The 13,001-nt window shown below is 69.7% G+C and carries 12 protein-coding genes; 7 read left to right on the top strand and 5 right to left on the bottom strand.

The window, feature by feature from the left end; translation table 11 throughout:
* Nucleotides 1-10: 10 nt before the first annotated feature.
* From AC4FS1_RS11905 to AC4FS1_RS11895, 3 genes are all read right to left on the bottom strand, one after another.
* Nucleotides 11-694, bottom strand: a complete 684-nt coding sequence (locus tag AC4FS1_RS11905) for an HAD hydrolase-like protein (RefSeq protein WP_491155266.1) — start codon at nt 692-694, stop codon at nt 11-13.
* Between the two features lie 45 nt (nt 695-739).
* On the bottom strand, nt 740-1,435 hold the full coding sequence (gene nucS / locus AC4FS1_RS11900; protein WP_491155265.1) for an endonuclease NucS: 696 nt from the start codon (nt 1,433-1,435) through the stop codon (nt 740-742).
* 123 nt (nt 1,436-1,558) lie between these two features.
* Nucleotides 1,559-2,794: an MFS transporter gene (locus tag AC4FS1_RS11895; protein WP_491155263.1), complete on the bottom strand. Its 1,236-nt coding sequence runs from the start codon at nt 2,792-2,794 to the stop codon at nt 1,559-1,561.
* Nucleotides 2,795-2,846: 52 nt separating this feature from the next.
* Between AC4FS1_RS11895 and AC4FS1_RS11890 the strand changes: the two genes are divergently transcribed.
* From AC4FS1_RS11890 to mnhG, 7 genes are all read left to right on the top strand, one after another.
* Nucleotides 2,847-3,902, top strand: coding sequence for a LacI family DNA-binding transcriptional regulator (locus AC4FS1_RS11890; RefSeq protein WP_491155261.1), 1,056 nt, complete (start codon nt 2,847-2,849; stop codon nt 3,900-3,902).
* A 98-nt stretch (nt 3,903-4,000) separates the two neighbouring features.
* The gene (locus AC4FS1_RS11885; protein ID WP_491155260.1) at nt 4,001-6,937 is read left to right on the top strand and encodes a Na+/H+ antiporter subunit A; all 2,937 of its coding nucleotides are present in this window, start codon (nt 4,001-4,003) and stop codon (nt 6,935-6,937) included.
* On the top strand, nt 6,937-7,503 hold the full coding sequence (locus tag AC4FS1_RS11880) for a Na(+)/H(+) antiporter subunit C (RefSeq protein WP_491155259.1): 567 nt from the start codon (nt 6,937-6,939) through the stop codon (nt 7,501-7,503). The genes AC4FS1_RS11885 and AC4FS1_RS11880 overlap by 1 nt, the downstream gene beginning before the upstream one ends.
* The gene (locus AC4FS1_RS11875; protein WP_491155257.1) at nt 7,500-9,056 is read left to right on the top strand and encodes a Na+/H+ antiporter subunit D; all 1,557 of its coding nucleotides are present in this window, start codon (nt 7,500-7,502) and stop codon (nt 9,054-9,056) included. The genes AC4FS1_RS11880 and AC4FS1_RS11875 overlap by 4 nt, the downstream gene beginning before the upstream one ends.
* Nucleotides 9,053-9,649 carry a Na+/H+ antiporter subunit E gene (locus tag AC4FS1_RS11870; RefSeq protein ID WP_491155256.1) on the top strand — a complete coding sequence of 199 codons (597 nt, stop codon included), beginning with the start codon at nt 9,053-9,055 and terminating at the stop codon, nt 9,647-9,649. Before AC4FS1_RS11875 ends, AC4FS1_RS11870 begins: the two co-directional genes overlap by 4 nt.
* Nucleotides 9,646-9,915 (top strand): MrpF/PhaF family protein, encoded by a 270-nt coding sequence (locus AC4FS1_RS11865; protein WP_491155255.1) that lies wholly within the window; start codon nt 9,646-9,648, stop codon nt 9,913-9,915. Before AC4FS1_RS11870 ends, AC4FS1_RS11865 begins: the two co-directional genes overlap by 4 nt.
* Nucleotides 9,912-10,331, top strand: a complete 420-nt coding sequence (gene mnhG, locus AC4FS1_RS11860) for a monovalent cation/H(+) antiporter subunit G (RefSeq protein WP_491155253.1) — start codon at nt 9,912-9,914, stop codon at nt 10,329-10,331. The genes AC4FS1_RS11865 and mnhG overlap by 4 nt, the downstream gene beginning before the upstream one ends.
* Nucleotides 10,332-10,494: 163 nt before the next feature.
* Here mnhG and argG read toward each other — a convergent pair whose 3' ends face one another.
* The gene (gene argG, locus AC4FS1_RS11855) at nt 10,495-11,937 is read right to left on the bottom strand and encodes an argininosuccinate synthase (protein WP_491155251.1); all 1,443 of its coding nucleotides are present in this window, start codon (nt 11,935-11,937) and stop codon (nt 10,495-10,497) included.
* A 303-nt stretch (nt 11,938-12,240) separates the two neighbouring features.
* Nucleotides 12,241-12,954 (bottom strand): Pr6Pr family membrane protein, encoded by a 714-nt coding sequence (locus tag AC4FS1_RS11850; RefSeq protein WP_491155249.1) that lies wholly within the window; start codon nt 12,952-12,954, stop codon nt 12,241-12,243.
* Nucleotides 12,955-13,001: the final 47 nt, after the last annotated feature.

Raw genomic sequence — 13,001 nt, 5'->3', positions numbered from 1 at the left:
TCCGGTGCCGCTATTCGGCGGGGTCGGGAACGAGGAGAAGCTTGCGGAGCTCGTCGGCGTCGTCGACAGCGGCCTGCGCTCCATCGGCCTCGTGCGGCCAGCTGAACCCCCACCGCACGAAGATCACCGGCACATCGTTGGCGATACCGCCCTCCACGTCATGGTGACGATCGCCGATGAGGACCGGGCGGTCGATATCGGCACCGGCGACGGAGAGCCGGCGCAGGGCTTCGGCGACGATGTCGGCCTTGGCGCTCAGGGTGCGCTCATCCGGGGTCGCGCCGACCATCGCGGTCAAGAACGGCGAGAGCTCGAAGTGCTCCATGAGCGCGACGACCTGCACCTCGGGCTTGGATGACGCGGTCGCCTGCGGTACACCGGCCGCCCCGAGGTCGGCGATGAGCTCGGCCATGCCGGGGAAGAGTTTGGCGCTGGCGGTGTACCCCTCCGCCTTGTTGAGGCCGCGATAGAAGGCGACGGCCTCGGTGGCCTGCTCGGGGCTCATCCCGAGATTCGCCTGGAACGACTCGAACATGGGCGGTCCGATCCACCGCGACAGCTCGCCGCGCGTGGGCGGCTGCATCCCGAAGTGCTCGAGCGTGATGGTCAGGCGCCGGAGGATGCCCTCGGATGCATCGACGATCGTGCCGTCCACATCCCAGAGGATGCACGACCAGGGTGAGCGCAGCGGCATGCTCCCACGCTATCTGGCGCGCGGTTCGCGGGATGCGGGCGGGGGTCAGAACAGGCGCGGGGCGCCGGATTGGATGCCCTTCATCTCGTCATAGTCGAGGGTGAGGCAGCGGATGCCGCGATCGGTGGCCAGGACGCGGGCCTGAGGCTTGATCTCCTGCGCGGCGAAGACCCCGGTGACGGGGGCCAGGTGCGGGTCACGGCCGAGCAGCTCGAGGTAGCGGGTCAGCTGCTCGACACCGTCGATATCGCCACGGCGTTTGATCTCCACGGCGATCGTGCCGCCGTCGGGATTGCGCAGCAGCAGATCGACCGGGCCGATCGCGGTCGGGTACTCACGGCGGACGAGCGTCAGGCCGTCGCCGACGAGAGCGACCTGCTCGGCGAGCAGCCGCTGCAGGTCTGCTTCGACGCCGTCCTTGATGAGCCCGGGATCGACGCCGAGGTCGTGGGAGGAGTCGTGGAGAACCTCGTGGATGCGCACGACCAGCGCGTCACCGGACTTCGCGTGGGTCACGCGCCAGCGTTCGATGACGCCGTCCTCGAGGTCCGCAGCATCCGGGTCCTCAGGGGTGAGTGTGCAGGGCGGGCTCATCCAGTTCAGCGGCTTGTACGAGCCGCCGTCGGAGTGCACCAGGAGGCTGCCGTCTCCCTTGTGTACGAGGAGGCGGGTGGCCAGGGGCAGGTGCGCGTTCAGACGGCCGGTGTAGTCGACCGAGCAGCGGGCGATGACGAGACGCACCCGACGAGCCTAGCCCGCCCTTCGTGCCCCCCGACCCGCGCCATTCGCCCCGGGTCGGCCCCGCCGAATGCCCGCGGGTCGGGAGGCGCACGTCGGGAGGGGAGTACGCGGCGGGGTGGGGGTTCAGGCGCGGGGGCGGGCCGGCTGTGGGGCGGATGCGGGCACCAGCGGCCGAGCGGCGCTGGAGAACAGGCCCGACAGGACGATGAGTCCCACGATGATGAGCAGCGTGTTGAGCAACCCGATGTGCTCGCTGACGAAGCCGAGGACGGGCGGACCGCACAAGAACGCCACGTAGCCGATGGTCGCGGCGGCGCTGACCCGGGCCGCCGCCTGGGCGGGGTCGTCGGCGGCCGCGGACATCCCGAGCGGGAAGCCGAGGGAGGCACCGACGCCCCAGAGTGCCGCGCCGACGAAGACCAGCGGGAGGCTGGGGGCGTAGATGAAGAGCACGAGTCCGGCGGCCGCGGTGAAGGCCAGGGTCCGCAGGACCGCGACGCGGCCGAAGCGGTCGACCAGCGGCCCGCCGATCACCCGCACGACCGTCATCGCCACCGAGAACACGGTGAGCACGGCGGCACCGAGCGCCTCGTCGGCGCCGTGATCCTCGACGACGGCCAAGGGCAGCCAGTCGTTCGCGGCCCCTTCCGCGAAGGCCATGCCCAGCATGATGACACCGAGCGCGTACGTGCGCGGCTCCCGCCATGCGCTGAGGGCGAGATGGAGGCGCTCGCGCCACGGCGGCCGCGCCTGCGCGCCCTCATCCATCGTCGCCTCGAGCGCGGGCACGTTGGCGACGCTCGCCACGGCGACGAGCAGGATGACGGCGGCCATGACGCCGGTGTGCACCACGACGTTGATGCCGAAGGTCGCTGCCACCACGCCCAGGCCCGCACCGATGACGGTGCCGAAACTGAAGAACGCATGGAACAGCGGCAGGAGGGTGCGCCCGCCGTACTTCTCGATCGCCGCGCCCTCGACGTTCATCATGACGTCCACCGCACCGTTGCCGAAGCCGAACATCGCCAGACCCAGGAGCACCACGCCGTACGCCGAGAGGACGTCTGTGCCCACCCCGATCGTCGCCACGCCGAGACCCACGAGCACCAGCGCGATCAGCATCCCCGTGCGGGCGCCGGCCCGGGCAAGGACGACCGGGGCCACCGACAGGCCGATGATCGAGGCGACGCCGCCCCCGAGGAGGAGGAATCCGATCTGGATGTTGTCGACGCCGAGCGCGGACTTGATCGCCGGCACGCGGGATGCCCAGGTCGCCAAGCTCAGCCCGCTCGCCAGGAACACGGCGAAGATGGCCGTGCGCCAGCGCAGGAGCTGCGTCCGGGTGAGCTCGACGTTCATCCGACCAGCGTAACGAATCGATTCGATGCGCGCAGCGGGTACGATCGGCGACATGAGCGCTCGCCGAGCCACTATCGCCGACGTCGCCCGCTTCGCGGGGGTGTCGCCGTCCACGGCATCCGTGGTCTTCAGCGGCCGGACGCCGGTGTCGGATGCGACGCGCCAGCGGGTGCGCGAGGCCGCGTCGCACCTGGGTTACACCGGCCCCGACCCCCGCGCGGCCTCCCTCCGCCGCGGACGATCGGGCATCGTGGGCGTGGTCATCGATGGCAGGCTCGGCGCCGTCTTCTCGGATCCGGTGATGACGCTGCAGATGGATGGGCTGACCGAGGGCGTGGCGCGGGCCGGCGCAGGGCTGCTCCTGCTGCGCGGTCTGGGCGACGGCGACGCGGAGCCATCGCTTCTCACCGCACCCCTGGATGCTGCCGTGCTCATCGGCTGCAACGCACGAACGCGGGAGTCGGTCGAGGTGCTGCGCGCGCGGAACGTTCCGGTGGTGGTCATCGAAGGCGACGGCGGGCCCGGTGTGCCCCAGATCCGGCTCGACAACCGCGAGGCACAGCGCCAGCTGGCCAGCCACCTCGCCGGCCTCGGGCACCGCGACGTGGCGATCGTCACCCTTCCCACGCGGGCGGAGCGGCGACCGGGATGGCTCGACGAGGCGGCCGAGGGCGACATCCAGGTCGAGGTCGCCGCCGACCGTCTGGCCGGGGCACGAGACATCTATCCCGACGCACCGGCGTACGCCGCCGGCGCCAGCCTCATCGACGAGGGCCTCGCCGCCGGCCGGGTGCTGTTCGCGGATCGGGCGACGCGCCCCACGGCGGTGATCGCCCAGAGCGACCTCCTCGCCGCAGGTGTCGTCCGCGCCGCCGAGGAAGCGGGCCTGCGCGTCCCGCAAGACGTCTCGGTCACCGGATTCGACGGGGTGGTGGTGGACGGGCTCGCCCCCTATGAGCTGACGACCGTGATCCAGCCCGCCGCGGAGAAGGGCCGGGCGGCGGGAGACGCCGTCGCGGCGATGCTCGAAGGTTCGGACGCCGCATCCCTGCTGTTCACCTGCACCTTCCGCGAGGGCAACACCACAGGTCCCGTCGGCGCTCGCTGAACGGACCCCCCGCGGTTGGCCGGGGTCGCGCCACGTAGGATGGGGGTTACACCCCCAGAGACCCGGGCGCTTCTGCCCTCGACCCCGAGGAGGGCGTAATGCTGCCACTTCTCGGCGCGTTCTGTCTGGTTCCGCTTCTTCTGCCGTGGCTCGTCGCACGCATCGGTGAGCGGGCGTTCTACCTGGCCGCCGTGCTGCCGATCGTCGCGTTCGTCCACGCCGCGATGGCAACGCCCGCGGTGATGAACGGCGACATTCCGTTCGAGACATACGACTGGATCCCCGCCCTCGGCATCGAGATCTCGATGCGGATGGACACGCTCGGCTGGGTGCTCGCGCTCATCGTCACGGGCGTCGGAGCCCTCGTGATGCTCTACTGCCGCTGGTACTTCCGTGGCAAGACGGAGGGTGTCGGTCAGTTCTCCGCCGTCCTGCTCGCCTTCGCCGGCGCCATGTACGGCCTCGTCCTCACCGACGACATCGTGCTGCTCGTGATGTTCTGGGAGGTCACGAGCATCCTGTCGTACCTGCTCATCGGGTACTACCACGTCCGCGGTGCCAGCCGGCGCGCGGCGCTCCAGGCGCTCCTCGTCACGACCATCGGCGGCCTGGTCATGCTCGTCGGGGTCGTGCTGCTCGTCGTGGAGACCGGCACCACGAGTCTCTCCGGCATCCTCGAGATCGCCCCGACCGGCGCCGTCGTCGACGCATCCCTCGTCCTCCTCCTCGTCGGGGCGCTGAGCAAGTCCGCGATCTTCCCGTTCCACTTCTGGCTGCCCGGCGCCATGGCCGCCCCCACGCCGGTGAGTGCGTACCTGCACGCGGCGGCCATGGTGAAGGCCGGCATCTACCTCATCGCGCGGCTGGCCCCGATCTTCGCCCTCGCTGCGCCCTGGCGCCCGATCGTCATCTCCCTCGGGGTGTTCACGATGCTGCTGGGGGGCCTGCAGGCCCTCCGCGAGAGCGACCTCAAGCGCGTCCTCGCCTTCGGAACGGTCAGTCAGCTCGGATTCCTCACTGTCGTGCTCGGATATGGCACCCGGGAGGCCGCGCTCGCGGGCCTTGCGCTCCTCGTCGCCCACGCCCTGTTCAAGTCGTCGCTCTTCCTCGTCGTCGGCGTGATCGACCGTCAGCTGTCCACACGCGACATCGGCGAACTGAGCGGGGTCGGCCGCCAGGCGCCGGTTCTCGCGGTGTTCTCCTCGATCGCGGTCGCCTGTATGGCCGGGGTCATCCCCACCATCGGCTTCGTCGCCAAGGAGGGTGCGCTCACCGCCTTGCTCGAAGAGGCGGCGCACGGCGAGGCGTGGGGCCTGGTCGCCCTGCTCGGGGTCTCGCTCGGCTCGGTGCTCACCGCCGCCTACGGGCTTCGGTTCCTCTGGGGCGCCTTCGCGACCAAGCGCGACGCCGACGGAGCCCGCCGGGAGCCGACCGCGTGGCCCGACCCGCCGATGGGCTTCCTCGCGGCCCCGGTCGTCCTTTCGGCGCTCACGGTGGCAGCCGGCATCGCGACGCCGTGGATGGATGCTGTGCTGCAGCCGTACGCGCAGACCGCTCCGCCGGCGAGCCCGGGCCTGCCCACGCCCGAGGACGCGCCGCATCTGGCGCTGTGGCACGGGTTCGAGCCTGCGCTGTGGATCTCCCTGACGACCATCGCGCTCGGCATCGTCGTCTTCCTGCTCACGGCGCGGAAAGGCCGCTTCGCGACCGCACGCCTCGTTCCGTTCAGCGCGACGGACGTCTACAACGTCACGCTCCGCGGTGTGGCTCGCCTGGCGGTGTTCACGACCTCGCTCACGCAGCGCGGCTCGCTGCCGGTGTACGTCGGCACGATCTTCATCGTCTTCGTGGCCGCGGAAGGAACCGCCCTGCTGTCTTCTCCGGTGTGGCGCGCCGAGCTGGACGCCTGGCAGACGCCGGTGCAGCTGGCGGTCGCCCCGGTGATGATCGCCGCAGGCCTCCTCGCCGTCAACGCGCGGAAGCGCTACAGCGGCGTGGTCCTCGTCTCGGTGACGGGGTTCGGCATGGTCGTGCTGTTCGCCACGAGCGGGGCGCCCGACCTCGCGCTCACCCAGGTGCTCGTGGAGACCGTGACTCTGGTGGCCTTCGCGCTGGTGCTCCGCCGCATCCCGGCCCGGATGGGGGAGCACAACGCGTCGGTGTGGCCGATCGCGCGCGCCGTGCTGGCCGTCGCCGTCGGCGCCACCATGGCGCTCGTCGCGATCGTGGCCACCAGCGCGCGCGTCGACCGGCCCATCTCCGACTCGTGGCCGCTCCTCGCCTATGAGATCGGGCACGGCCGGAACGTGGTCAATGTCGCGCTGGTGGATCTGCGCGGATGGGACACGATGGGCGAGCTGTCGGTGCTCATCCTCGCGGCCACGGGCGTCGCATCCCTCGTCTTCGTCACGCACCGCGCCGACACGCTCTCGGAGTTCACCTCACCTCTGCCCCGACTGCGCTCACGCTCGCGGTCTCCGCTCGTCGAGACCGACGAAGGTCCGCGTCCGCGCACCGACGACACGAGTCACCGCCCCCAGACGTGGCTTCTGGGTGGCCAGAAGGTGCGACCGGAGAACCGCTCGATCGTGCTCGAGGTGATCGTCCGGGTCCTCTTCCACTCGATCATCATCGTGTCGCTGTACCTGCTGTTCGCGGGGCACAACCTTCCCGGAGGAGGGTTCGCCGGCGGCCTCGTCGCCGGTATGGCCCTGGTCATGCGGTACGTCGCCGGTGGCCGGTACGAACTGGGGGCCGCCGCGCCCGCCGACGCCGGACGCATCCTCGGTGCGGGGATGAGCCTGGCCGTCGGGTGCGCCGTGATCCCGCTCTTCTTCGGCCAGGCGCCACTGACGAGCGCCTTCTTCGAGGCGGAGCTGCCCGTGATCGGGCACCTCGAGTTCGTCACCTCGACGATCTTCGATGTCGGCGTGTACCTGGTGGTGATCGGCCTGGTTCTCGACGTGCTGCGGAGCCTCGGCGCCGAAGTCGATCGCCAGACCCAGGAGATGCGCGCGCGGGGGGTGCTGGCCTGATGACCGTGTCGCTCGTCCTCATCATCATCATGGGTGTGCTCTTCGCGTGCGGCGTCTACGCGATGCTCGAACGCAGCCTCACGCGCGTGCTCATCGGGTTCCTCCTGCTCGGAAACGGGGCCAACCTGCTGCTGCTCATCGTGATGGGCGACCCGGGGCGCGCCCCCTTCTCCGGGGGCGCCGACGATTCCGAGGCGGTGTCCGATCCACTCCCGCAGGCGCTGACCCTCACGGCCATCGTGATCACGTTCGCCGTCTCGGCCTTCCTCCTCGCGCTCATCTACCGTTCCTGGCAACTGGGTCAGGCCGACACGGTGCAGGACGACGAAGAGGATGTCGCGATCCGCGTGCGCCCGAGCGAAGAAGACGCCATGGACGTCGAGGTCGAAGACGAGGACGACGACGCCACCACCGACTTCGTCGGAATGGCCAGTTCGCCCATCCGGCTCCTGCACAGCAACGACCTGGCCGCCATCCGTGACGATGCTCCCTCCGACCGCCCCTATCGGCGGACGAAGGATGACGAGGAGCCCCCCCACGAGGACGACGACGGGGAGAACCGATGAGCGCCCTCGTCCCGCTGCTGGTCACCGTCCCCCTCTTCGGGGCGGCGATGGCCTTGATCGCCGGCCGCCACCGCAGAACCCAGGTGGCCGTCTCGATCACGACCCTGACATCGACCCTCATCATCGCCATGGTGCTGCTGGTGATGGTGGATGCCTCCGATGCGCCGCTGGCCGTCTCGGTCGGCGGCTGGCCGATCCCGTTCGGGATCGTGCTGTACGTCGACCGCCTGGCGGCCCTTCTCGTCGTCGTCTCCAGCCTCGTGCTGCTCGCCGTCCTCCTCTTCTCGGTCGGCCAGGGCGCGGAGGACGGGGATGACGACACCCCGGTGTCGATCTTCCATCCGTCGTATCTGATCCTGTCGGCGGGCATCTTCACAGCGTTCATCGCCGGCGACCTGTTCAACCTGTACGTCGGATTCGAGATCCTGCTCGTGGCGTCGTACGTGCTGATCACGCTCGGGAGCACCGAATCGCGCATCCGCACCGGGGTCGTCTACATCGTCGTCTCGCTGGTGTCGTCCATCCTTTTCCTCGCCTCGATCGCCGCCATCTACGGGGCGCTCGGAACGGTGAACATGGCTCAGCTCTCCGAGCGGATGAGCGAGTTGCCGCAGCAGACCCAGCTCGTTCTTCACCTGATGCTCCTGCTGGCCTTCGGGATCAAGGCCGCGATCTTCCCGCTGTCGTTCTGGCTCCCCGACTCCTACCCGACGGCGCCGGCGCCGGTCACGGCGGTGTTCGCGGGTCTCCTGACGAAAGTCGGCGTCTACGCGCTGATCCGCACCGAGACGCAGATCTTCCGCGACAGCGACGTGAACACGCTGCTGCTGATCGTGGCCTTGGCGACCATGATCGTCGGGGTCCTCGGCGCCCTCGCGCAGGCCGAACTCAAACGCATCCTGTCGTTCACGCTGGTCAGCCATATCGGCTACATGGTCTTCGGGCTGGCGATAGCCACACCCGCTGCGATCGGCGCGACCATCTACTACACCGTGCACCACATCGTGGTGCAGACGACCCTGTTCCTGGCCATCGGTCTCATCGAGCGGCGCGCCGGCAGCACCTCCATCCTGCGCGTGCGGGGCCTGATGCGCGCGACGCCGGTGATCGCGGTGCTCTATTTCATTCCTGCCATCAACCTCGGGGGTCTCCCGCCCTTCTCCGGCTTCATCGGCAAGTACGGCCTGTTCGACGCGGCCGCGGAGGTGGGCACGCCGCTCATGATCGTGCTCATCGTCGGCGGGATCGTGACGTCGCTCCTCACGCTGTACGCGCTCATGCGGGCGTGGAACCTGGCGTTCTGGCGCGAGGACGAGGACTCCTCCGAGACCGAGGCGCGCATCCAGTACCTGGGCTCAGCACCCGCCGCGGGCGTGCAGACCGAGCGCCGGGTGACCCCGCGCATCATGACCGCGGCGACGGCGGGGATGGTCGTGGTCACCGTGGCGCTGACCGTCTTCGCCGGTCCGATCTACGACGTCTGCGCCCGGATCGGGGAGACGCTGCTGGAGCCGATCAGCGTCGTGCAGGTCGAGCAGGGGGTGGAGGAATGAGCCCCACCCTGAAGCACATGCTCCACGCGACCTGGCGGCAACTGCCGTTCTTCGTCTGGTTGATCGCCCTGTGGATGCTGCTGTGGGGCCAGTTCACCGTGGTCTCTTTCGTCACGGGCCTGATCGCCGCGATCGCGGTCACCCGCGTCTTCCGGCTGCCCCCCGTGCAGCTCTCCGGCCGGGTGAACCTCTGGTACGGCGTGGTCTTCGTCGTCACCTTCTTGATCGACGTCGTCCGAGGATCCCTCATCGTGGCCGGGCAGGCATTGGACTTCCGCCGCCAGCCGGGCACGGCGATCATCGCGGTGCCGCTGCGTACGAACGACGACCTGATCATGACGCACGTGGGTGTCACGGCATCCCTCATCCCGGGCTCGTTGATCGTCGAAGCGGACCGGCACCGCCGCATCCTGTATCTGCACGTCCTGGGGGTGCGCTCGGATGACGACGTGGCGAAGCAACGCGCCACCGTCCTGCTGTTCGAGCGACGCATCGTGCGTGCGGTGGGTTCACGGGCGCAACTCGCCGAAGTCGGGGTCACCCCGCGAGGGCGCAGGGCCGCCGGATCGTCATCGAGAGGAGGGAGGGCATGAATCCTCTCCTCATCGCCATCTTCGTCCTCTTCACGGTGGCCGCGATCCTCACGCTGTGGCGGATCGTGATCGGGCCGTCGATCCTGGACCGGGCCGTGGCGTCGGACGTCCTCCTGACGGAGGTCCTGTGCGTTCTCGGGGCCGAGATGGCCATCAACCACCACACCCGCTCGTTGCCCATCATGCTCATCATCGCCGCGGTCGGGGTCTTCGGATCCGTGTCCATCGCCCGCTTCGTCGCGCGGAAGGACAACGCAGACCGATGACCACGTTCGCCGCCCTTTCCGCCCCCGCCGCTCTCGGCGCCGGGGCGACGACCGGCCCGCTGGATGCGTGGCTCGATGTCATCGTCCTCGTGCTCATCCTCGCCGGGGCGCTCCTGTGCCTGATCGCCGCCATCGGCATCCTTCGCTTCCGCGACGTTCCCACGCGTCTGCACGCGGCGACCAAGCCCCAGGTGCTCGGCCTCATGGTCATCTGCCTGGCTATCGCGCTGTCGCTGCGGTCGTGGCCCGTGGTGGCGTTCCTCGTGCCTGTCGTGCTTTTCCAGCTGGCGACAGCGCCCCTGTCGGCGCACATGGTGGGGCGTCAGGCCTATCGCAACGAGACACTCGACCGCACCAGCCTGTACGTCGATGAACTGCGGTCCGAGCAGGAGACCCCGCCCGCCTCCGGCGGCTGAGCCCGCGCGGGTCGTTGATGCCCGTGCCCGCGGGATGCGGCGTCCCGGGTGATGCGCGTGTCAGATCAGGCGTTTTGGCGGAGACAGGAGCATTCCGCTCGGATGCTCCTGATCTCACCGAATCTCCTGATCCGGGCGCGGTTCGTGACCCGGATGCGGCGGCTCAGTCGGTCCCGGAGTCGAAGGCCGCGGCCTCGCCGGCCGCGTCGGTCGCGTCGGCCAGCGCGGCGCGCGCAGCATCCGGGCGCATCGCCGGCTCGGTGATCTCGTCGGCCTCGCCCGCGGTGACGCTGCCCACGAGTTCGCCGGTCGGTCCGCCGATGAGGCCCATGCCCGCGTACTGCTCCAAGCGCGTGCGGGAGTCGGCGATGTCGAGGTTCCGCATGGTGAGCTGCCCGATACGGTCGGTCGGACCGAACGCGGCGTCTCCGACGCGCTCCATCGACAGCTTCTCCGGGCCGTAGGACAGGTGCGGCGCGGTGGTGTCGAGGATGGTGTAGTCCTCGCCGCGGCGCAGGCGCAGCGTGACCGAGCCGCTGATGGTGGATCCGACCCACGTCTGGATGGACTCGCGCAGCATGAGGGACTGGGGGTCGAGCCACCGACCCTCGTACATGAGGCGCCCCAGGCGTCGGCCCTGCTCGTGGTAGGTCGCGAGGGTGTCTTCGTTGAGGATCCCGTTGATGAGGCGCTCGTACGCGATGAAGAGGAGGGCCATGCCCGGGGCCTCGTAGACGCCGCGCGACTTCGCCTCGATGATGCGGTTCTCGATCTGGTCGCTCATGCCCAGGCCGTGCCGGCCGCCGATCGCGTTCGCCTCGCGGACGAGAGCGACGGGGTCGTCGAACCCGACGCCGTTGAGTGCCACCGGGCGGCCGCGCTCGAAGGTGACGGTGACATCCTCGGGGGCGATCTGGACCTCGGGGTCCCAGAACCGCACACCCATGATGGGTTCGACGGTCTCCAGCGACACGTCGAGGTGCTCGAGGGTCTTGGCCTCGTGCGTCGCGCCCCAGATGTTCGCGTCGGTCGAGTACGCCTTCTCGGCGCTGTCGCGGTACGGGAAGTCGTGGGCGATGAGCCACTCGCTCATTTCCTTGCGCCCACCGAGCTCGGTGACGAAGTCAGCATCCAGCCACGGCTTGTAGATGCGCAGCGCGGGGTTGGCGAGAAGGCCGTAGCGGTAGAACCGCTCGATGTCGTTGCCCTTGTAGGTGGACCCGTCGCCCCAGATGTCGACGCCGTCCTCCTTCATGGCGCGAACGAGCAGCGTCCCGGTGACGGCGCGTCCGAGCGGGGTCGTGTTGAAGTAGGTGCGCCCGCCGGAGCGGATGTGGAAGGCGCCGCACGCGAGAGCGACGAAGCCCTCCTCGACGAGCGCCGTCTTGCAGTCGACCAGGCGCGAGAGCTCGGCGCCGTATTCCAGGGCGCGGTCGGGGATCGAGGCGATGTCGTCCTCGTCGTACTGGCCGAGGTCGCCCGTGTAGGTGCAGGGCACCGCCCCTTTGTCGCGCATCCACGCCACGGCGACGGAGGTGTCGAGTCCTCCCGAGAAGGCGATGCCGACGCGCTCGCCGACGGGCAGGGTCTGGAGGACTTTGGACATACGCCCAATCCTAGTTTTCCTGCCTGGTCCGCGACGAACCGCCCCGCCTCGCGCCCCCGTCCACCGAACTCCTCGCCCCGGCCGAGGAGATCTGCCCAGGCGAGGGCGGGATCGCCGCATCCGGTCCTCTCTCCGGCAGATCACCTCGCGTCGGCCGACGCTGGGATGCTGCGGCGCAGGCCGCGGGAGCCACGGCGCGCGGCGGGGGAAGGAGCCCGAAGGGACGAGCTCGACGGGCGGGCTGAAGGGACGAGCTCGTAGGGCGGGCTGAAGGGCAGGCCGAACCACGGACCACCTCCCACCTCATCGTGCGGGAGTCGGCTCGACCGCTTTCTTGACGCGCAGCCGCAGGACGGCGACCAGCCCGAACGCGACGACGATGATGCCCACGGCGATCCCCACGATGTACGCGCCCACGCTCGGCCACCCGCCGCTGCCGTAGGGATCGAGGAAGGGGTAGGGGTACCAGTACGGCGTCCCCGAGGTGGGCGCCGTGATCAGCGGCGCGCGCAGCAGTGTGTACGCGATCCACGCGATCGGGAAGAGCACGGCGACGAAGGCCGCCCGCCACGGGGGGCGCCGGTGCCCGGTGCCGACGACGAGATCCGCGACGAGGAACAGCGGCGCCCAGACATGCATCACCTCGTTGGCCCACAGGACCGAGTCCGGTCCGATCGAGATGGCCCGCAGCAACAGGTTGTAGACGACCGCCGTGATGACGAGGTAGGTGGTGACGCAGACGAAGGCTCCCGACAGCACGGGCGGCTCCACCGCCTCCCGGCGTTGCCGCGGGAGGCGCGACAGGGCGGACCATCCGAGCACGACGGCGGCGGCGATGTTGGAGAGGATCGTGAAGAAGCTGAAGTAGTTCGCCGTCGTGGTCGGCACGTGCCGGCCATCGGCGATCGCGAAGCCGATCGTGGAGAACCCCTGCGCGACGACAGCCGCCGCGATCACCGCGGCCACCAGAAGGCGCGCGAGCATCCACCCTGTCGCCGCCGTCGCCGCCCTATCCATGCCGCTCACCCTATCCACGCACGACCTGCACCGATCGCGGTGAGGGA

This window comes from Microbacterium sp. Z12_35 (assembly GCF_058310475.1).
The sequence above is the reverse complement of the archived record's forward strand: the minus strand, read 5'-3'. Positions and strand labels throughout refer to the sequence as shown.